This is a genomic window from Selenomonas sp. oral taxon 136, assembly GCF_001554015.1.
Taxonomy (GTDB): Bacteria; Bacillota; Negativicutes; order Selenomonadales; family Selenomonadaceae; genus Centipeda; species Centipeda felix.
In genome coordinates, this window is the sequence record NZ_CP014239.1 from 437,321 (window position 1) to 456,563 (window position 19,243).

At 59.5% G+C, this 19,243-nt stretch carries 19 protein-coding genes; all 19 read right to left on the bottom strand.

Translation table 11 applies throughout. The features are described 5' to 3' along the window. Nucleotide 1: 1 nt before the first annotated feature. Complete coding sequence (gene folK, locus AXE86_RS01985) at nucleotides 2-970, bottom strand: 2-amino-4-hydroxy-6-hydroxymethyldihydropteridine diphosphokinase (RefSeq protein ID WP_061944126.1); 969 nt, start codon at nucleotides 968-970, stop codon at nucleotides 2-4. Further along, a complete protein-coding gene (folB, locus tag AXE86_RS01990) occupies nucleotides 970-1,335 on the bottom strand; it encodes a dihydroneopterin aldolase (RefSeq protein WP_009442827.1) in 366 nt (121 codons plus the stop codon). The genes folK and folB overlap by 1 nt, the downstream gene beginning before the upstream one ends. Before the next feature lies 1 nt (nucleotide 1,336). Then, nucleotides 1,337-2,185 carry a dihydropteroate synthase gene (folP, locus tag AXE86_RS01995; RefSeq protein WP_061944127.1) on the bottom strand — a complete coding sequence of 283 codons (849 nt, stop codon included), beginning with the start codon at nucleotides 2,183-2,185 and terminating at the stop codon, nucleotides 1,337-1,339. Continuing rightward, nucleotides 2,154-2,774, bottom strand: coding sequence for a GTP cyclohydrolase I (gene folE, locus AXE86_RS02000; RefSeq protein WP_061944129.1), 621 nt, complete (start codon nucleotides 2,772-2,774; stop codon nucleotides 2,154-2,156). The genes folP and folE overlap by 32 nt, the downstream gene beginning before the upstream one ends. Then, nucleotides 2,722-3,720, bottom strand: coding sequence for a homocysteine S-methyltransferase (gene mmuM / locus AXE86_RS02005; RefSeq protein WP_061944131.1), 999 nt, complete (start codon nucleotides 3,718-3,720; stop codon nucleotides 2,722-2,724). Before mmuM ends, folE begins: the two co-directional genes overlap by 53 nt. Nucleotides 3,721-3,961: 241 nt before the next feature. Continuing rightward, nucleotides 3,962-4,849, bottom strand: a complete 888-nt coding sequence (gene dapA, locus AXE86_RS02010) for a 4-hydroxy-tetrahydrodipicolinate synthase (protein WP_061944132.1) — start codon at nucleotides 4,847-4,849, stop codon at nucleotides 3,962-3,964. Between the two features lie 76 nt (nucleotides 4,850-4,925). Beyond that, nucleotides 4,926-7,847, bottom strand: a complete 2,922-nt coding sequence (locus AXE86_RS02015) for an insulinase family protein (RefSeq protein WP_061944135.1) — start codon at nucleotides 7,845-7,847, stop codon at nucleotides 4,926-4,928. 205 nt (nucleotides 7,848-8,052) lie between these two features. Next, nucleotides 8,053-8,925 carry a tRNA pseudouridine(55) synthase TruB gene (truB, locus tag AXE86_RS02020; protein ID WP_061944137.1) on the bottom strand — a complete coding sequence of 291 codons (873 nt, stop codon included), beginning with the start codon at nucleotides 8,923-8,925 and terminating at the stop codon, nucleotides 8,053-8,055. A 3-nt stretch (nucleotides 8,926-8,928) separates the two neighbouring features. After that, nucleotides 8,929-9,876: a DHH family phosphoesterase gene (locus AXE86_RS02025; RefSeq protein ID WP_061944140.1), complete on the bottom strand. Its 948-nt coding sequence runs from the start codon at nucleotides 9,874-9,876 to the stop codon at nucleotides 8,929-8,931. Then, on the bottom strand, nucleotides 9,873-10,244 hold the full coding sequence (gene rbfA / locus AXE86_RS02030) for a 30S ribosome-binding factor RbfA (protein WP_050343159.1): 372 nt from the start codon (nucleotides 10,242-10,244) through the stop codon (nucleotides 9,873-9,875). Before rbfA ends, AXE86_RS02025 begins: the two co-directional genes overlap by 4 nt. A gap of 91 nt (nucleotides 10,245-10,335) precedes the next feature. After that, nucleotides 10,336-12,921 carry a translation initiation factor IF-2 gene (infB, locus tag AXE86_RS02035; RefSeq protein ID WP_061944143.1) on the bottom strand — a complete coding sequence of 862 codons (2,586 nt, stop codon included), beginning with the start codon at nucleotides 12,919-12,921 and terminating at the stop codon, nucleotides 10,336-10,338. After that, a complete protein-coding gene (locus AXE86_RS02040) occupies nucleotides 12,921-13,253 on the bottom strand; it encodes a L7Ae/L30e/S12e/Gadd45 family ribosomal protein (RefSeq protein WP_061944145.1) in 333 nt (110 codons plus the stop codon). Before AXE86_RS02040 ends, infB begins: the two co-directional genes overlap by 1 nt. Next, nucleotides 13,237-13,527, bottom strand: a complete 291-nt coding sequence (gene rnpM / locus AXE86_RS02045; RefSeq protein WP_061944148.1) for an RNase P modulator RnpM — start codon at nucleotides 13,525-13,527, stop codon at nucleotides 13,237-13,239. The genes AXE86_RS02040 and rnpM overlap by 17 nt, the downstream gene beginning before the upstream one ends. Then, nucleotides 13,528-14,661, bottom strand: coding sequence for a transcription termination factor NusA (gene nusA / locus AXE86_RS02050; protein WP_061944150.1), 1,134 nt, complete (start codon nucleotides 14,659-14,661; stop codon nucleotides 13,528-13,530). It abuts the gene before it with no gap. A 12-nt stretch (nucleotides 14,662-14,673) separates the two neighbouring features. Further along, a complete protein-coding gene (rimP, locus tag AXE86_RS02055; RefSeq protein WP_050749694.1) occupies nucleotides 14,674-15,123 on the bottom strand; it encodes a ribosome maturation factor RimP in 450 nt (149 codons plus the stop codon). Between the two features lie 123 nt (nucleotides 15,124-15,246). Beyond that, complete coding sequence (locus AXE86_RS02060; RefSeq protein WP_061944153.1) at nucleotides 15,247-16,008, bottom strand: zinc ribbon domain-containing protein; 762 nt, start codon at nucleotides 16,006-16,008, stop codon at nucleotides 15,247-15,249. A gap of 13 nt (nucleotides 16,009-16,021) precedes the next feature. After that, on the bottom strand, nucleotides 16,022-16,381 hold the full coding sequence (locus AXE86_RS02065; RefSeq protein WP_061944156.1) for a hypothetical protein: 360 nt from the start codon (nucleotides 16,379-16,381) through the stop codon (nucleotides 16,022-16,024). A gap of 14 nt (nucleotides 16,382-16,395) precedes the next feature. Next, nucleotides 16,396-17,961, bottom strand: a complete 1,566-nt coding sequence (locus AXE86_RS02070; protein WP_061944158.1) for a hypothetical protein — start codon at nucleotides 17,959-17,961, stop codon at nucleotides 16,396-16,398. A gap of 128 nt (nucleotides 17,962-18,089) precedes the next feature. After that, nucleotides 18,090-19,238 carry a molecular chaperone DnaJ gene (gene dnaJ, locus AXE86_RS02075; RefSeq protein WP_061944162.1) on the bottom strand — a complete coding sequence of 383 codons (1,149 nt, stop codon included), beginning with the start codon at nucleotides 19,236-19,238 and terminating at the stop codon, nucleotides 18,090-18,092. Nucleotides 19,239-19,243 lie beyond the last annotated feature (5 nt).

Consider the following 19,243-nt stretch of genomic DNA (forward strand, 5'->3'; position numbering starts at 1 on the left):
GCTAAACTCTCTCGTAAACTTCAAATATACAGTCTTGCCCTGTGCTGCTGCTCGTCATGGAAAATCCATCCAGCGAAGGAAAAAAGGCATCTGCATCGTAGCTGCCCGAAAGACGTGTCACATACGCCCGCCATACATACGGCAAAAGGAGATGGTAGCATTCTGCGCCGCCGATCACAAAGATCGGACGCGCCTCCTCCGCCGTCAGGCGCCCCAGAAGACGCCAGAGTGCCAAGATGTCGGCTGCTGCATAGAATCCGTCTATCTTCTGCATCGTTCGTGAGAGGACGATATTCGCACGCCCCACGAGCGGACGCCTCCCCGGCAGACTCTCCATTGTACGCCGTCCCATGACGACGATGCTGCCCATCGTCATACGGCGAAAATGTGCCATATCCTCGGGGCAGTCGGTGAGCAGATGCCCCGCCCGTCCGATCCCGCCCGCATCATCCACTGCCGCGATGAGTTCGAGCGGGTACGGGGCAGATACTTCGGGGGCACGCACAATCCCAGACGCATCCGCCTCCTCCCGCCATGCGGAAATTGGTCTGCCGTCAACGCAGAGCGTCGGTGCGATCTCCGCCAGCGGAACGAGCACAAAGGCACGCTCCGTCAGATAGGGGTGCGGCAGAGTCAGCCGCTTCTGTGCAGACGTGACGCCGTCCACATGGAGCAGATCGAGATCTATCGTACGTGCGCCCCAATGCTCATGCCGCACGCGTCCGAGTTCCCGTTCGATGCACTGCATCGCCGCGAGCAGTTCCTCGGGCGTACGGTCAAACGTGATGCGCGCGGCGGCATTCAAAAAAGGCGGCTGATCTGTCTTGCCCCACGGCGGCGTCTCATAAAATGCAGAGACACGCTCCACACGAATGCCGTCCTGTTCCGACAGCCGCCGCAGTGCCGCGCGCATCGTCTCACCGCGTTCGCCGAGATTTGCCCCAAGCCCGATATACGCTGTCCGTGCCATCACTGTCCCCTGTCCCGCGTGATGGAGATTCCGACATCCGCAAAGATACCCGCGATCGGCGCAGCAGGTTTATGCACGGTGAGCGTAATGGAATGGACCCGAGGGAATGCCGCAAGAATCTGTGCCGCAGCATCCTCCGCAATGGTCTCAAGCAACGCCTTCGGTGCTCCCTCGATCACCCGACGTATCAGCTCATAGACCTCAGCGTAGTTCACGGTGTTCCGAAGATCGTCCGTCTCCCCTGCCGCACGCAGATCAAGCCCCAGCTCCACATCCGCCTCGAACGACTGCGGCACTTCCCGCTCATGAGGAAGGACACCATGACAAGCCATAAAGCGCATACCGTGCAGAAAAATACGATCCATCCTACGCCCCCAGTATTGCATCCGTCATGCGGCACATCCGCGCAATTGGCTTCACATCATGCACGCGCACAATGGATGCACCGCGCAATATCCCAAGGACGCACGCCGCCCCCGTCGCTTCCATGCGTTCCGTGACGGGCAGACCAAGCGCCGCCCCGATAAAGCTTTTGCGGCTCGCACCGAGCAGCACGGGATAGTCTGTTCCGTCATAGGAGATAAGCTCGTCCATGCGCCGAAGAACGTGCATATTCTGCTCTGCCGTCTTGCCGAAGCCGATGCCGGGGTCGAGGATGAGATTGTCCCGTGCCAGTCCTGCCGCATCCGCCGCTGCAAAGGAACGCGCGAAAAAATCCCGCATTGCGTTGATGATGTCTCCCGCGTATACCGTTCCGTTCTGATTGTGCATCACGACGACGGGCGCATGCATCTCTGCCGCCGCATGCGCCATCGCCCCCGGCTCCTCGGCGTACTGAAGCCCCCATATATCATTCAGGAGATGCGCACCTGCGCGCAGCGCCGCGCGCGCCGTCTCCGCCTTGAACGTATCCACGGAAACGGGCACGGGGCATGCGGGCAAAACGGCTTCGAGGAACGGCAGCAGCCGCTCCGTCTCCTCCGCCGCGCTCATCGGCACAAAGCCGGGACGGCTGGACTCCGCCCCGACGTCGATGATGTCCGCCCCGTCCCGCACCATCTCCTCCATGTGGCGGAGCGCATCGTCGCGCGTGTTCCACTTGCCGCCGTCAGAAAACGAGTCCGGCGTCACGTTCAGAATCCCCATGACAAGCGTTCGCCCGCCAAGGGTCAGTTCCTTCCCGTCAGCAAAGCGATAGTGTCGATTCGCTGTCATCCTGTGCTCCTCTCTCCATCCCAAGCATCGTCCATGCCTGCATCCGTGATGCTGCATCCGTGCGAAATATGCCGCAGGACGCCGACGTCGTTGTCCGTGCACCGTGTGCTCGTGCGCCGCGCATCATCATGCAGAGCTGCTGCGCATCGAGAACGACAAGCACGCCTTCCGCCCCAAGTCCGCACTCGATCTCACGCGCGATGTCACCCGTCAGCCGTTCCTGCAGCTGAGGACGGCGCGCCATCGACGCGACCAGCCGTGCAAATACGCCAAAGCCCGCCACGCGGCCCGCATGGGGCTGGTAGACGATGTGCGCCGTGCCGAAGAACGGCAGCAAATGATGCTCACACATCGAATAAAACGGAATGGCACGTACGGCAACGAGACCGTCCATCTCCTCCGTCAGGACATCCGCCCAAAGTTCCGCCGTATCTTCATGCAGCCCCGCAAAGAGCTCCGCATAGAGCTGTGCGGCACGCAGCGGCGTCTCCTCCATCCCCTGCGCCGCAGTGTCTACGCCAAGTGCTGCGAGAAATTCACGCATGGCGCGTACGGCGCGCGGAAGATCCGCCGCGTACTCTGTCTCCATCTCCGTCCCCCCGTTTCCTGCCGGCCTTTACCCACGCCGCAATCGACGCCGTATCGTGCGGCGTCGTACGGCAGCAGCCGCCGATGATGCGAGCCCCCGCCGCTGCGTATTCCCGCGACCGTGCGCCAAAATCCTCCGCCGTACCGCGCCACACTCGTGCCGCCGCATCATAGTACTCACCGGAGTTCGGATAGACGACGATGGGCTTATCGGTCTCCTGCCGAATCATTCGGATCAGACCGCTCACATACTGCGGTGCTGTGCAGTTCACACCGATTGCTGCTGCCTCGGGCACGGCATCGAGCACACGAGCACATTCCGCAATCTCCGTCCCGTCGCTGATGTGCGCACCGTCCCGGCAGGAGAACGAGAAATACGCGGGGATGCGGATCCCCTCAGCCCGCAGTGCGCGGACGATGGCGCATGCCTCATGGAGGCACGGCAGGGTCTCACAGGCGAGAAGATCGGGCGCAGCGGAGGCGAGAATCCGCATCCGCTGTGCATGAAACGCTGTAAGCGTGTCCTCATCCACGTCATAGTCGCCGCGATACTCCGAACCGTCGGCAAGATACGCTCCGTACGGTCCGACGGACGCCGCCACGAGCGACACAGCGGCATCTCCGCCGCACTCTGCACGATAGAGGCCGCGCGCCTCCTGCGCCAGCCGCACGGAGCGGCGCAGCAGCTCTGCTGCCTCCTCCGCTGTAAAACCGCGCCGCATAAAGCCGTCGACGGTCGCCTGATAGCTTGCACTCGTCAGAACATCTGCGCCCGCACGCAGATAATCCAGATGAATCTCACGCACGAGGTCAGGGCGTTCAAAGAGAGCCTTTGCCGACCAGAGCGGATCGTCCACAGAAAAGCCTCGCGCCTCCAGCTCCGTTGCCAGTGCTCCGTCAAGGACGAGCACATCCTGCACAGCAAGCCGCGCCTCTAAGACATTCATCCCATCCCTCCATGTTAAGGAAGCACTGATAAATTCGGCACAGCCATCTTGACGTATCTTTTTCGCCCGCTTTTCGTTAGCAAATCCTCCACATAGCCCTCGCTATGCGTCCGGTTTGCTGCCTCAATCGGACAAAAAATCTACGCCAATCTGGCTGACCTCATTTTATCAGCGATTCCTTAAAAAAACGCCCCCCTGCACACGGAACACAGTTCATGCGGCAGGAGAGCGAGAGATGGTGTCACTGCAGCAGGCCATGCTTACGCAGTGCCGCATCGAGCTGTGCCGCATGGACCGGCTCCATCTCCGAAAGCGGCATGCGCAGAGGCCCCGCATCATAGCCGAGGCGACGCATCGCCGTTTTGACGGGGATGGGGTTGACCTCACAGAAGAGTGCATCGATGAGATCTGCATAGTCGATCTGCATCTTTGCCGCCGTGCGCACATCACCATCAAAATAATGCTGACATATATCGTGTGCCGCGCGCGGCGCAACATTCGACAGCACGGAGATCACACCCGAACCGCCGAGCGACAGAATCGGCACAATCTGGTCATCGTTGCCGGAGTAGACCGCAAAATCATCGCCCGTCGCGGCGCGCAGACGCAGGATCGCCGTGAGATCGCCGCTCGCCTCCTTCACGCCGACGATGCGGGGATGCTGCGAAAGCTTTGCATACGTTTCCGTCTTAATACCGACACCCGTACGCGACGGCACATTGTAGAGAATCGCCGGAATGCCGACGCTGTCCGCAATCTTCGTATAGTGGGCAACGAGACCATTCTGCGTGCATTTATTGTAGTACGGCGTGACGAGGAGGAGCGCATCGGCACCGACCTTTTCGGCATACTGCGACAGCTCGATCGCGTAGGACGTCTCATTCGAGCCCGTACCTGCAACAACGGGAATGCGCCCGCCCACCTTCTCCACAGTATAGCGAATTGCCTCGCGATGCTCTGCATCTGTCATCGTCGCGGACTCGCCTGTCGTCCCCGTGATGACGATGGCATCCGTCCCGCCCGCAATCTGATCCTCAATGATGCGTCCAAGCTCGTTGTAGTTGACCCCAGTCTCCGTAAACGGCGTAATAATGGCAACGCCCGCACCGCGAAAAATCTCTTTTCTCATGGCAAGCTCCCCCTTTATTTATTCTGTCATCATTATCCCACGTGCCGCGCGAAAAGTCAAAAGCTTTGTTGATCTGTCACATCCGCAGCGCAGGCCGCACCGCATCAAAGAGAACGGCATTTTCGCGGATCTTCTCCTCTCCGCCGAGCACACAGCGCACATTCGCCTGCATCGCATCCGCAACAAGCGGTGCAAGCGCACGGATGTCCGCCTGCTGTGCTGTGAGGATCTCATCGCGCGCACGCTGGCGATCCTCCTGCGTGATGCCGCGCAAATGGAACGTTGCGGCAATATCCCCCTTCATCTGCGGCGTCATCGGCGCATCCACGCCGCTCATCGTGCCGATGATGAATTTATCCATCTCACGGTCGGACACATCAAATGTGCGCACATAGTCCGCCGTCTCATCGAGCACATCCAGCGTCTCGGCGAGGTTCGGGTCACGGTAGGAAGAAAACACCATGAAACCGTTGCGGTTGAACTGCGTCATCGCACCGTAGGCTCCGCCCTGCACACGGATGCGTGTCCAGAAATAGTCGTAGCGGAGCAGTGTTTCGAGCACGCGCATCGTCCCCGTGTAGCGATAGCCCAGCTTGAGGAAATTCGCCCCCTTTGCCACGTACTGCACGCGGCTCTGCGTCGTCAGTCCCTCGTTGCGTGCGCAGATGTTCCACGTGTACGGCGCAGGCGGGAACACTGCCGCAGAGAGCGTGTCCCTGAACGCGGCGAGCTGCTCTGCCGTCTCATCATATATGGAGGCGGGTGCCGTCACACTAAGGATCAGATCATTGCGGTTAAAGATCTGCGGCAGGATGCGTGCAAATGCCGCCTGCATCTTCGCATGATCCGCGTCAAAGTTCTCCTTGAATGCAGAGAGAAAATCGTGGAACGGCAGTCCGCCTACCTCCGCATAGGCGCCCGCCGGTGTCAGGTAGGCAGCAATGCGTGAGGCGACAACCTGATTTGCCGCACGCTGGAGCGAGAGCTCCATGCCCGTCTTCTCCTCATCGACCAGCTCGCGGATACGCTTGCTGCCCGAGAAGTCGCTCGTGCCGATGATCTCCGTGAGGAGCTCAAACAGGCGCGGCAGATTCCCGCGCAGCACCTTGGCGCGCAGCTTGAAACGCGGCATGAGTGAGTCCGCCTCACCCGCACGCGTATAGGCGACAATGTCCGCTCCGATGCCGCCCGTATAGAGACTGCGCAGCATGGCAAGCTCCGCATAGCCGTGCGCCGCCGTATCGACCGCACCAAACATCTCTGCGAGCAGATACGCATACGGCAGATCCTCCTGTGCAACCGCCGCCATCGGGAAGTAGAAATTCAGATAGACAATGCCGTTCGTCTCGAGATCCGAAAAGAGCACCTTCGTCCCCGCGAGATCGCGCACCTCGAGCGGCAGACGCTCCGCATCCTTGCGAATGTCCGACCGTGCAAGGATAGGGATCGAGCGCAGTGCCTCCTCCGTGTCGGGAACCTCCTGCGCCGCCTTCAGCGCCGCACAGGAGCGCATGACCTCCGCGACTTCGTCCGCACTCATCGCAGCCTTCTTCTCCGCCAGCTCCGCCGCCTGGGCTGCCGCCCGTTCCGCACCGAGCGTACGGCTCGGCGCGAGTGTCACGAGAGCGGCGTGCGGATTGTCGAGGAACGCCTCGCGAATCAGCTGCTCGAAGTAGCCGTCCTTGAGTCCCTTTTTGAGCGCGGCAAGAGCATCCTCATAGCGCAGATAGTTCTCAGGCGCACCGCCGTAGAGCCACGTCTTCATCAGGCGAATCCCGTAGATCAGCCCCTTGGGCGACGAGCCGAAGTCCGACTCACGCAGGCGGAACTCAAGCGTATTGAGCGATGCCTGTACGAGCTGATGATTGAGTCCCCCATCCGCGAGCTGCGTCAGCGTCTCCCGCACGACCCGTGCGAACTCCTCCGCGCGCGCCGTCTCCGACTTGCTGACCACGATGCTGAAGAACGGCTGAAGGATATCGCTCTCGTAGTTCGAATCCACATCGCGGCCAAGCCCCGCGTCGATGAGCGCCTGCCGCAGCGGCGCGCCCTGCATCCGCAGCAGCGCATGGTCGAGAATCTGCAGTGCCATGACACGCTTCATATCCGACGTATCGCCGATCACCCAGCTGAGCGAAAGAAAGGCATTCTCTGCAAGCGGCTCCTCCGCGCCGATGGGATAGAAATGATCCTTGCGGACGCACGCCGGGAATGCAGACTGACGATCAATGCGCGACGGCACGGGAATGCAGTCAAAATGCGAGAGGTAGGCACGGTCGAGATACGCCAGCTTCTCCTCGATGTCGAGATTTCCATAGAGATAGATATAGCTGTTGGACGGATGATAATAGCGCGCATGAAACGCGAGGAACTGCTCCTGCGTCAGCGCGGGAATCGCCTCGGGATCGCCGCCCGACTCATAGCCGTATGTCGTATCGGGATAGAGTGCCGCCATGATGCGGCTGCCGAGGAGATCATCCGGCGCGGAGAGCGCGCCCTTCATCTCATTGTAGACCACTCCGCTGTACGTCAGCGGCGCATCTGCATTTTCAAGCTCGTAGTGCCACCCCTCCTGCATGAGCACCTGCGGATTCTCACGCATTGCCGGGTAAAACACTGCATCCAGATAGACATCCATCAGGTTTTGGAAATCGCGGTCGTTGCGGCTTGCCACAGGGTACATCGTCTTATCGGGGAACGTCATCGCATTGAGGAACGTATTGAGCGAGCCCTTCACGAGCTCAACGAACGGCTCCTTCAGCGGATACTTGCGCGAGCCGCAGAGTACGGAGTGCTCCACGATATGTGCCACCCCCGTATCATCGACCGGCGGCGTACGGAAGCTGATCGAAAACACCTTGTTGTCGTCCGCCGTCTCTAAAAAAAACAGCTGCGCTCCCGTCTTCTCATGCACAAACGTGTGTGCCGTTCCCTCTGCCTCTGCAATCTGCTCCGAGCGAAGCAGACGAAACCCGTGAATCACATCATCTATTTTCATCAAGCGTATCCTCCTTATCGTTACGCCTGCCATTATACCATAGAGAGGGAGATTCTCAAAACAAAAGGACTGTCGATACGACAGCCCAACGAGAGAAATAGGAATAAATTCTCCTAAGGAATCGCTGATAAAATGAGGTATGTCAGATTGGCGTAGATTTTTTGTCCGATTGAGGCAGCAAACCGGACGCATGCTTCCCTAAATCTCAAACCGGCGGAAACGCCTTCTCTGGGTACATCTCCTGTGCATTGGCATCATAGCGTCCGATACCGAGAAAAACGCCGTCCGCATAGACACGATAAAGCCCTGCAGTGAGAGGGCGCCGTTCCGTGGTTGAGAGCCCGCTGTAGAACGCCTTGACACGCTGCTGGGCCAGCTCGTAGCAGGGGAGCGAGAGGGCGCGGTCTGCCGCGCAGACCGCATCCTCCCCCGCCTCCGCGAGTTCCTCGGGCGTATAGGCATCCGCGAGGGTAAACGCACCGACGCGGCTGCGCAGAAGGAAGCGCATCGTCGCGGGCAGATGCAGTCCCGCACCGATGTCGGCGCAGAGGGACCGGATATAGGTCCCCTTGGAGCAGTCCACGTCGATGCGGATGCGCTGCCGCACGGCATCGATGTGCAGGAGCTCCAATCGGTGAATAGTGACCTTGCGCGTCGGGATATCCACTGCTCGTCCCTGCCGCACAAGATCGGCGGCACGCTTCCCGCCGACCTTGATTGCTGAGTAGGCGGGCGGGCGCTGCGTGATGCACCCGCGAAAGCGTGCGAGCACCGCCTCAATCTCCTCCGCCGACGGCAGAACGGGGTGCTCTGCACGCTCCGTTACCGTCCCGTAGACATCCCCTGTGTCCGTCGCATAGCCAAAGGCGATCTCGGCACGGTAGGACTTATCCGCCCCCTCAAGGTACTCCACGAGCCGTGCAGCGCGCCCAAGGGCAATGGGGAGAATCCCAGCCGCCGCGGGATCGAGCGTCCCCGCATGACCGACACGTTTCTGGTGAAAGATGCGCCGCACGACATCGATGACATCGTGCGAGGACATCCCCGTCGGCTTCAGTACATTGATGAATCCATCCACGATTTACGCGTTCAGCTCCTCCCCGATGGCATCGAGAATCGCCGTACGAGCCTCGGCAAACGGCGCGTGGATCGTGCATCCCGCTGCACGGATATGTCCGCCGCCGTCGAATTTCTGCGCGATGCGCGAGACGTTCGTCCCCTTTGAGCGCATACTGATGCGGTAGGTATCCTTTTCCAGCCACTTCATAAAGAATACAATCTGTGTCCCCTCGATCACGCGCAGCTCGTCGAGCAGTCCCTCCGTCGTCGTGACCCCGCGTGCCCGCTCCTCGTCGATAAAGACAGCGGCAACCCTGCCGTCAAAGAACATCTCGAGGTTTCGGATGGCTCTGACCTGTGCCATCACTTCATCGTATGACTTCATCTCCATCGCTGCGGAAACGATATTCGGCTTCACGCCGATCTCGAGGAGATCCGCCGCCGCGCGCATCGTATGCGGCGTCGTATTGGAGAATCGGAAAAAGCCCGTATCCGTCGCCATCCCCGTATAAAGGCAAACCGCCGCATCGAGCATCGGCATGATGCCGAGGATGCGTACAAGGTCATAAACTATCTCACAGGTAGCGGCGGCTTTCGGGTTCAGGCAGAGATGCTCCGCCTTCTCATCATTCGTCACATGGTGATCAATATTAAGCAGATGAACGGCATCCACAGCGGATACCGACGCCCCCGTCCTGCCGAGTTCAACATCGCAGACGACAAGCAGGTCAGCGGTATAACGCTGACTCTCTATGGGACGCTCAATTTGGTCAACGCCCGGCAGAATGCTGAAAATTCGGGGAATCTCATCGTCAATCAGGATACGAACTTCTTTCCCCTGTGCACGCAGGACGTGCATGAGACCGAGCGTCGAGCCGATGGCATCCCCATCGGGGCGAATGTGTGAGGTGAGAATGATGGTCTGTGCATCGCGGAGCATCTGCGCCGCATCGTCCATAGTGATCTTCATACGTCCTCCTTCTTCCCATTCGGCTGCTCCTCATGGATCTCGTTGAGCAGACGCTGGATGTGGTCGCTGTAATTCAGTGATGTATCGAGCGCAAAGCTGATCTCGGGCGTAAAGCGCAGACGGATACGCTTCCCGATCTCGCGCCGTACAAAGCCGAGCGAGCTATTTAGTCCGTTCAGCGTATCACGCGCCTTCTTCTCATCCCCCATGACGCTGACGTAGATCTTCGCCTCACGCAGATCCTCTGTACACGCAACGGAGGTGACCGTCACGAAGCCGATGCGGGGGTCTTTTAACTCATTGAAAATAATATCGCTGACTTCCTGTTTCATCAGCTCCTGAACCTTTTCTACGCGAACCTTGCTCAAGGTGCGCCTCCTCTCCGGTGATATGCAGGGACAATCCATACAAAGACAGCCCGCTGTCCGCCATCATCGGCGGGCAGCAGACTGCCGGTTATTATTCTTCTTCGGCGTGCTCTTCTGCCTTTGCCGCAGCCGCAGCAGCCTGTTCCTCACGCTTCTGCTCCGCCGCCTTATTCGCCTCGGCAATGGAGGTCTCGATCTCCTCCATCGTATACGCCTCGATGATATCGCCCTCGGCAAAGTCGCGGAAATCGACAATCGAGATACCGCACTCATAACCGGCGGCGACCTCCTTCACCTCATCCTTGAAGCGGCGCAGGGAGTCGATCTCCCCGTCGAACAGCTCGACATTGTCGCGCAGGATACGGATCTTGGAGTTGCTCTTGATCTTGCCCTCTAGAACGTATGAGCCCGCGACCAGTGCCTTGGAAAAGCGCATGACCTGACGGATCTCGACCCGTCCCTGGATCACTTCCTTATACTTCGGCTTCAGCATGCCGCTCATCGCATCCTTGACATCGTTGAGCGCATCGTAGATGACGCGGTAGGTGCGGATGTCCACGTTCTCCGTATCGGCAAGGCGGCGTGCGTTTGCATCGGGACGCACGTTGAACGCGATGACGATTGCCTGTGATGCGGAGGCGAGCATGATGTCGGACTCGCTGACCGCACCGACGCCCGAATGCACGATGCTCACGCGCACTTCGTCGTTCTTGTTGAGCCCGAGGAGGGCCGAGTTCAGTGCCTCGACCGAGCCCTGCACGTCCGCCTTGACAAGGATGTTGAGATCCTTGATGTCGCCTTCCTGAATCTGCTGGAAGAGCGCATCGAGCGAAACGCTCTTCGATTTGATGAGGTCACGGCGCTGATTTCCAAGGCGTGCCTCGGCGATGGAGCGTGCCTGCTTCTCATCGACGGCGGCAAGGATGTCACCTGCCGAGGGCACATCGTTGAGGCCGAGGATCTCGACCGGCATCGACGGCCCCGCCTTCTTGACGTTGTCGCCGCGGTCGTTGATCATCGCGCGGACATGTCCGTACGCCGTACCGACGACGATAGAGTCTCCGATGCGCAGCGTACCGCTCTGAACGAGCACCGTCGCCACGGAGCCGCGGCCCTTGTCGAGCTTTGCCTCGATGATGACGCCGCGCGCCTCGCGGTTCGGGTTTGCCTTCAGCTCCTCGACTTCAGCGACAAGCAGGATGTTCTCAAGCAGATCGTCAATGCCCGTGTGCTGCTTTGCCGAGACGGGCACCATGATGGTGTCTCCGCCGTACTCCTCGGCGACGAGCCCGTACTCCATCAGCTCCTGCTTGACGCGCTCGGGATTTGCCCCGGGCTTATCGATCTTGTTGATGGCGATGATGATCGGCACATTCGCCGACTTCGCGTGGTCGATTGCCTCGACCGTCTGCGGCATCACGCCGTCATCCGCCGCGACCACGAGGATCGCAACGTCCGTGATCTGCGCACCGCGCGCACGCATTGCTGTAAACGCCTCATGTCCCGGCGTATCGAGGAAGACAATCTTCTTCCCCTTGCAGACGACCTGATAGGCACCAATGTGCTGCGTAATGCCGCCCGCCTCATGCGTGCTGACCGAGGTATTGCGGATGGCGTCGAGCAGCGACGTCTTGCCGTGATCGACGTGACCCATAACCGTAACGACGGGCGGACGCTCCTTCAGCGTCTTCGGATCATCCACGATCTCGGGGATCAGCGTCGGATCGATATCCGGCGGCAGTTCCTCAGTGGTGACACCGAACTCCCCTGCCACAAGCGTTGCCGTATCAAAGTCAATCTCCTGATTGATGCTCGCCATGACGCCCATGAGCATAAGCTTTTTGATGATGTCCGATGCGGTGTAGCTCATCTTGGATGCGAGATCCTTGACGGCAATCGTCTCCGGCAGCTTGATGTGCTTCGGCCGTGCGATCTCCACCTTTGCTGCGGGAGCAGACGTCGCTGTGCCGCGTCCCCCCTTGCGTCCCTTGCGTGCGCCGCCGCGGCTGCGGTCGTTCTGACGCAGATCGCTGCGCTCCTCACGATCGCGTCGCGCGCCGCCACGCCCGCCGCGTCCGCGATCCGAGCCCGCACCGCCTTCATTGCTGCGACCGCCGCCGCGTCTGCGGCTCTCACCGCGTCCCTCCGTCGGCGGCATCGCAGGCATTGCCGGCGCTGCCGGGCGTGCACCGCCGGGGCGCCCTGCCGGACGGGAGCTGCGGCTCGCAGAGCTGCCTGCTGCCCCTGTACCGCTCCGACGCTGCGGCGTCTCGGCCGCAGTCTTGGCAGGTGCCTGCCGAACGATGACGATGCCGGGCGCCTTCGTGCGCGCACGAAGAACAGGGCGCTCCTTCTCCTCAGCGGGCGCACTCGGCGCCTTTACCTCCGGCTGTTCTGCCGACTTTTCCGCGTCGTCAGCCTTCTCCGCAGGCTTCTTGGGCGCAGTCGTCTTCGGTGCCGCAGATTTCGCTGCTGCCTTGCTCGGCAGCGCCTCCTTACGCACGGGCTTCGCCGTACGTCCGAGCTCCGCCTTGACGGCTGCGCGCTCCTCCTCACCGACGGCACTGAACATATTTTTTACTTTGTAGTTCTTGCTCTTCAGGATGTCAATAATGGTACCTTTGTCCATCTTAAATTCCTTCGCCAAATCGGTGATTCTGTATTTCGCTTCTGACATCAATCCACCCCCGTCGGTATATCATGCAAGCAGGCGGCGAGCCTCTTTGCAAATCCTCTATCTATCAGCAGTGCAACAGCACGGTATTCCTTGCCAAGACAGTGTCCCAGCTGCTGCATCGTCAGCAGTTCCGCCGCCGGCACGTCCATCTGTGCCGCCATGCGGGTAAATTTATCCTTCGTCTCCTCCGACGCATCCCGCGCGAGCAGGAGATAGGCGCCGCGCTTCTTCCGCAGCATCTCCTCCGCCATGAATGCTCCCGAGACAATACGCCGCGCGCGTGTCGCCATACTGAGGAGATTCTGTACGCGCGTTTCAGTCGCTGCGTCCATGAGCACACTCCTCTCCGGAGACCGCCGCCTCCGCCGCATCGTAAACCGCAGGTGCAACGCGGCCTTTCAGTGACCACGAAAGACCGCCATGACGCCGTGCCTCCTGCACACAGGCGACAGAGCGACAGAGATAGGCCCCCCGTCCCGGGCTCTTTCCGGTCGGATCAATACCGACGGTTCCATCCGCATGACGCACAACACGCAGCAGTTTGTCCTTGGGATGCAGCATTCGACAGCCGACACACAGCCGCTCGGGCTGTTTCGCCCGCCCCATTTAGGCCTCCTCTGGCGCCGCTTGGTCTTCGGACGGCGCATCTGTAGGCGCACCATCGGCCTGCTCTGTTTCCCGTGCCTGCGTCTCACTCTTGATGTCGATCTTCCATCCCGTGAGTTTTGCGGCAAGGCGGGCATTCTGCCCCTCCTTGCCGATGGCAAGCGAGAGCTGGTAGTCGGGCACCACAACGCGGGAGATTTTTTCCGCCTCGTTCACCGCGACCGAGATCACCTTGGCGGGGTTCAGCGAGTTGGCGATATAGGTCGCGGGATCGTCACTCCATTTGACAATGTCGATCTTCTCCCCCGCCAGTTCATCGACAACCGCCTGTACGCGCATATAGTGCGGGCCCACGCAGGCGCCAATGGGATCGACGCGCTCCTCGGACGACCAGACCGCCACCTTGGAGCGGCTGCCCGCCTCACGCGCGATGGAGCGAATCTCGACGACCCCCTCCTGAATCTCCGGCACCTGCAGTTCAAAGAGTTTCTTGAGCAGTCCCGGATGCGTCCGTGAGAGCATGATCTGCGGGCCGCGGCTCGTACGCTTGACCTCGATGATGTAGGCGCGCACCGTGTCGCCGTAGTTGTACGTCTCATTCGGCAGTTGCTCTGTCGCCATGAGCACTGCCTCGGCGCGCCCGATGTCCACGAACACATTATGCCCCTCGACGCGCTGGACGATCCCCGTGACGATCTCCGAGGAGCGGTTCATGTACTCCTCGTAGACGATGCCGCGCTCTGCCTCACGCAGTCGCTGCATGACGACCTGCTTCGCCGTCTGTGCGGCAATACGTCCGAAGTTCGCCGGCGTCATCTCGATCTCGACCACGTCGCCGACCACATAATCCGGATTGATGGCTCTGGCCTGTGCAAGTCCAATCTCCGTGACATCGCTCTCCACCTCATCCACCACCGTCTTAATGGCGAAAACATGGAACGCACCCGTCTCACGTGACAGGGAAATGCGGACATTCTGTGCCGCACCGAAGTTACGGCGGTACGCCGAGATCAGTGCCGCCTCGATCGTCTCAAAGAGGAGCTCCTCATCGATGCCCTTCTCGTACGCCAGCTCCTTCAGCGTCTGCAAAAATTCCTTGCCGCTGTCCTTCTCCTTGGTATTTTTTCTTGCCAACCCCAAAGCCTCCTAAAAATCGATATGCAGGCGCACCTGTGAGACCTGCTGCATGGGAATCCGTATCCCATCATCCAGTGTCAACGTCTCACCGTCATACCCCGCGAGCGTCCCGGTCCACTGTTTCTTTCCCTCAAACGGAGCATAGAGCGTCACATCGACGACGCGTCCATGCTCACGTACAAAGTCGCGTTCCTTGCGTAGGACACGGTCAAGCCCCGGTGACGAAACCTCCAGAGTGTATGCGTCGGGAATAACGTCCTCCCGATCGAGAATCTCCTCCAGGCGCTCACTGAGACGCTGGCAGTCGTCGATGTCGATGCCGCCCGCCTTGTCGATGTAGACGCGCAGATAGTAGTCACGCTCCTTCACGTACTCGACATCCACTAGCTCGATGGCGGGCGAATCCGTCAGCAGTCCGCGCACCATCTCCTCGACGCGCTCCTCGATCTTCGCGCTCATGCTCTCCCTCTTCTCATACGTAATGAAAGAGTGGGCTTCCACCCACTCTTTCTGAAACTTAAATGAATTTCTTGAAGTATAGCATAGGATTAGACTCTTGTAAAGCCCCCGCGGCGATTTTCCTCAGTGTATCATGCGGTTCATCCCGGACTGTGAGAAAAGCAGAACAAGCAGAATGCCGATGACCAGGGAGTAGATCCACGCCGGTACCTCGATCGACGCGAGCTTCACCTTCGCACGCACCAATTCCTTCCACGTGCGGAAGAGGACATCACCCGTCAGTGCGCCGCCCTGCGGCAGCAGCTGATCGGTCACATACAGCAGAACGCTCACCGCACACAGATTGATCGCTCCGACAAAGAAAAACATCGCGCCCCAATCAATCGAGATTGCTGATCCTGCCATTGCCCCAAAGAACGTCTTCTTCAGTTCTGAAATTGCACTTTGATAGCGGATAAATGCGATAACAGCGAAAATGAGCAGTGCGTGCCCCATCGCTGCAGCTAAAACATAATTCTTCTTTTTCAGAAGTGCATGTGCGGAAGCCGCCGCGACAAAGATGATGGCGAGCATCAGCCCTTTGCTGATGTCCATGATCGTCACATCAATCATTTTCCCAAGAGAAATCCACGGCATAAACACCGAAACAGCAACGGCTCCGGCACTGATATAAGAAGTAACGACCAGATTTTCACGCAGCTTGCTGCGTTTCTTCACATTCTCCTCTGCCTCTGACGTCAGCGCCGGCTGCTGCACATCTCCCGCATCCTCCGGCTTCACAGCGTCTTCCTGTGCAGCCGCCGCCTGTTCCTGGGGTGCTCCGCAGAGGGGACAGAACTTGACTTTTTCATCAATGGAGGCACCGCATTTTTCACATGATTTCATTGGATCCGCCTTTCTATCTTCCATACAGCCGCCGCACGATCCAGGACATCACCTTGTTCGGACCGATGAGCCGGAGGACCGTTCCTGCGATCAGAACAGCCACGAGAATCATGGCAATTGCGGGCAGCGCGACAAAGAAGAACGCTACAAGGAGCACCGCAAACACAGCCGCCCATACAATGCTCGAAAACAGCGAGCGGCGTGGTATCCCGGTCCCGATGCGGATATAGCGCACAGAACCGCGCCCGCCGCCATAGGCAGAGCCGTGCCGTGCCTCATCCTGCGGCTCCGCGCCGCTCTCATCCACCGTCACGCCGCGATAGGCGGCATTCTCCTCCGGACTCATCGGCCGGATACGAGGATCCTGTTCCATGGGGTCTCCTCCCTTCACGACTCTGTTTTCTCATCCACCTTGCGCATCGCCGCACCGCACAGCATCGTCACGAACCCTTCCTCGCTCAGATAGCGCGGGTCGAACGGAACACAGCCGAGCGTCTCCCGCATACGGCGATACGCGGCATTGACACTCCGCTTATTCGAACCGAGCACATGATACAGCTCCGTGAGCGACGTGAGATCAATGCCATTGATCTCGGCAAAGAGGAAAATCGCTGCCGTCAGCATCTCCGGCGTCTGCGCTCGCTTCAGATCAAACTGCGCGTAGTCAAAGAACATCGTCCCGAGCAAATCCCGCGCATGGTGGCTGAATCCGAGTGCCTCCGATACGACAGCGAGTGCACTGAACTCCTCCGCACACGTATGCTGCGAGAGCGTCCATTTCGGACGCCTCGGCGGCAGCGCATGCTGCGGCAGGACATTCAGCCGTGCATGCGACGCGAGCATGTGAATCGTATGACGCACGAGCGCCGCCTCACGTGCGAGAAAATCATTCATATCCGCCTTGGGCGACTGATAGAGAAAGAGCTCATACTCCTGCTGAATCGTATCCTTGATGCGCCGCTGCAGCGGTCTGCTCGCGGGCACGGCCGTGATATAGTTGAGCATCATCATGCCCTCATCACAGATGTGTCCGAACAGAATGTTCTTCTCAAGAGCCCCCGGGATGTCAGGCCGCGGCAGAACAACCTCCTCCTCACGCAGAAGATCGCTGCAGACAATGTGATCCTCATATGTCTCCTCCACCGTCAGCACAGCGAACCGTGCCGCGAGGAGATCGCGCAGAATCTCGCGTTCATCCTGCCGCAGTGTCTTATCCTCCTTCGCACAGAAATGCTCGATCGGTGCCTCATCCGTACTGATCAGATGGTAATCAAAGAAGAAATAGTCCCAGAACCGCAGCCAGAACGCCTCTTTTTCCTCATCAGAGGACTGCTCGTAGGCACTCGCGTCGTAGAGATTGCCCGTATAGATCATCGCCGCGCGCCCGATCTCCCGCTGGTACATGGGGCGACGGAAATACTCGCCGATCTCGTGAAGGAGCTCATTGAGCTGCAGATTCAGCTCCTCCATCTCGATGCGTTCATCCTCCTCGATATCCTCAAGGGTCAGCCCTTCGATCTCCTCCCACGCCACACGCTCCGGCAGGCGAAAACGCCCCGTAAGGTAGAACATCTCCAAATCGGCATCCAGCTCACCGAAATCGATCTCATACTTCCCCGTCTCATCCAGATATGTGAGGAAGTCATTCATGCGTTTAAAATAGTCCTCCGCATGGCGTTTCAGCGGACGACGATCGATATGCGCGTCAGCAAAGCGGAAAAAGAGCGCAAGGTAGTCGATATGGATCAAAAGCCGTGCGAGCGAATCATCGCGCCGCATGATGACCGTGAGAAAGTCCTCAATGCAGTACCAGTCCGTACACAGCCCCTCAGCACTCTCGCCCCGCCACGCCGCCTCACGCAGATACCGCTCCGTCAGTGTGCGCGGAACAAAAATCTGTGCGCGTCCATGCGCCAAGTAAAAGCGCTTGACCAACGCGTAGACATTTTCCATGAACCCTCCCGATGCCATGCGCCCTCAATACAAATTTCAATTCCTTTTATCCTAACAAAAGTAGGAAACAATGTCAATGCACAGCGAGGCGGCCGCAGCAAACGCTGCAGCCGCCTCGCTGAAATAGATCAGGTAAACAGATCCTTGAACTTCTCCGTAAAGCTCTTTTGCTCCGGATTCACCGCATCGCCACTCAGCTCCGCGAACTCCTTGAGGAGCTCCTTTTGCCTTGCTGAGAGCTTCTGCGGCGTTGTGACCTTGACGCGGACATGCTCGTCACCGCGTCCCGTGCCGCGCAGGCTGGGGATTCCCTTGCCCTTGACGCGCAGCACCGTCCCCGTCTGGATCCCCGCCGGGATCTTGAGATCGACCGCCCCGTCGAGCGTCGGCACCTGCACAACTGCGCCGAGCGATGCCTGCACAAATGTGATCGGGATCTCGATGATGACATCGTTGCCGCGCCGCTGGAACAGCTTGTGCGGCCGGATGAAGATGTAGACGTAGAGGTCGCCGTTCGCCCCGCCGCGTACACCCGCCTCGCCGCTGCCCGTCACACGGACGCGCTGGCCGTCGTCCACGCCGCGCGGAATGTTGACCTTGATCGTCTTCGTCACGCGCTTGCGACCCGTACCATGACAGTCGGGACACGGCGTCTTGATGATCTTGCCCGTGCCGTGGCACTGGCTACACGTATGTGCACTCATCATATTGCCGAACATCGTTCGCTGCATGACCTGTTCCTGTCCCGTGCCGTGGCACGTCGGGCAGGTCTCCGCCTCCGAGCCTTTTGCCGCACCGGAGCCGCCGCAGTTCGGACAGTTCTCCTCGCGCGGAATGGAGAGCTCTACCTCCTTGCCGAATGCCGCTTCCTCAAACGAAATCTCCAGATCGTAACGCAGATCAGCCCCGCGCTCGGGGCCCTGTCTGCGTGCACGGCGACCGCCGCCGCCCATGCCGAACATATCGAAGATATCGTTCATATCGAAGCCTTCGAATCCGCCGCCGAAGGGGCTGCCCCCTCCGGCCCCCGCACCGCCGCGGCGCGGGTCAAAGGCATCGTGACCGAACTGGTCATACGTCGCCTTCTTCTTCGGATCCTTCAGCACATCGTACGCCTCGTTGACCTCCTTGAATTTCTCCTCAGCGGTCTTCGGGTCGTCACGGTTGAGGTCGGGGTGATACTTGCGCGCGAGTTTCTTGTATGCTTTTTTGATCTCGTCGTCCGAGGCTCCCTTTTTGAGCCCCAGGATTTGGTAGTAATCGCGTTTCTCGCTCACGATAC

Bases quoted from the DNA above. Each gene is read 5' to 3' on its own strand.
- folK (WP_061944126.1), bottom strand. From the start codon at position 970: ATGGCACGGACAGCGTATATCGGGCTTGGGGCAAATCTCGGCGAACGC.
- folB (WP_009442827.1), bottom strand. From the start codon at position 1,335: ATGGATCGTATTTTTCTGCACGGTATGCGCTTTATGGCTTGTCATGGT.
- folP (WP_061944127.1), bottom strand. From the start codon at position 2,185: ATGACAGCGAATCGACACTATCGCTTTGCTGACGGGAAGGAACTGACC.
- folE (WP_061944129.1), bottom strand. From the start codon at position 2,774: ATGGAGACAGAGTACGCGGCGGATCTTCCGCGCGCCGTACGCGCCATG.
- mmuM (WP_061944131.1), bottom strand. From the start codon at position 3,720: ATGAATGTCTTAGAGGCGCGGCTTGCTGTGCAGGATGTGCTCGTCCTT.
- dapA (WP_061944132.1), bottom strand. From the start codon at position 4,849: ATGAGAAAAGAGATTTTTCGCGGTGCGGGCGTTGCCATTATTACGCCG.
- AXE86_RS02015 (WP_061944135.1), bottom strand. From the start codon at position 7,847: ATGAAAATAGATGATGTGATTCACGGGTTTCGTCTGCTTCGCTCGGAG.
- AXE86_RS02025 (WP_061944140.1), bottom strand. From the start codon at position 9,876: ATGAAGATCACTATGGACGATGCGGCGCAGATGCTCCGCGATGCACAG.
- infB (WP_061944143.1), bottom strand. From the start codon at position 12,921: ATGTCAGAAGCGAAATACAGAATCACCGATTTGGCGAAGGAATTTAAG.
- AXE86_RS02040 (WP_061944145.1), bottom strand. From the start codon at position 13,253: ATGGACGCAGCGACTGAAACGCGCGTACAGAATCTCCTCAGTATGGCG.
- rnpM (WP_061944148.1), bottom strand. From the start codon at position 13,527: ATGGGGCGGGCGAAACAGCCCGAGCGGCTGTGTGTCGGCTGTCGAATG.
- rimP (WP_050749694.1), bottom strand. From the start codon at position 15,123: ATGAGCGCGAAGATCGAGGAGCGCGTCGAGGAGATGGTGCGCGGACTG.
- AXE86_RS02060 (WP_061944153.1), bottom strand. From the start codon at position 16,008: ATGAAATCATGTGAAAAATGCGGTGCCTCCATTGATGAAAAAGTCAAG.
- AXE86_RS02065 (WP_061944156.1), bottom strand. From the start codon at position 16,381: ATGGAACAGGATCCTCGTATCCGGCCGATGAGTCCGGAGGAGAATGCC.
- AXE86_RS02070 (WP_061944158.1), bottom strand. From the start codon at position 17,961: ATGGAAAATGTCTACGCGTTGGTCAAGCGCTTTTACTTGGCGCATGGA.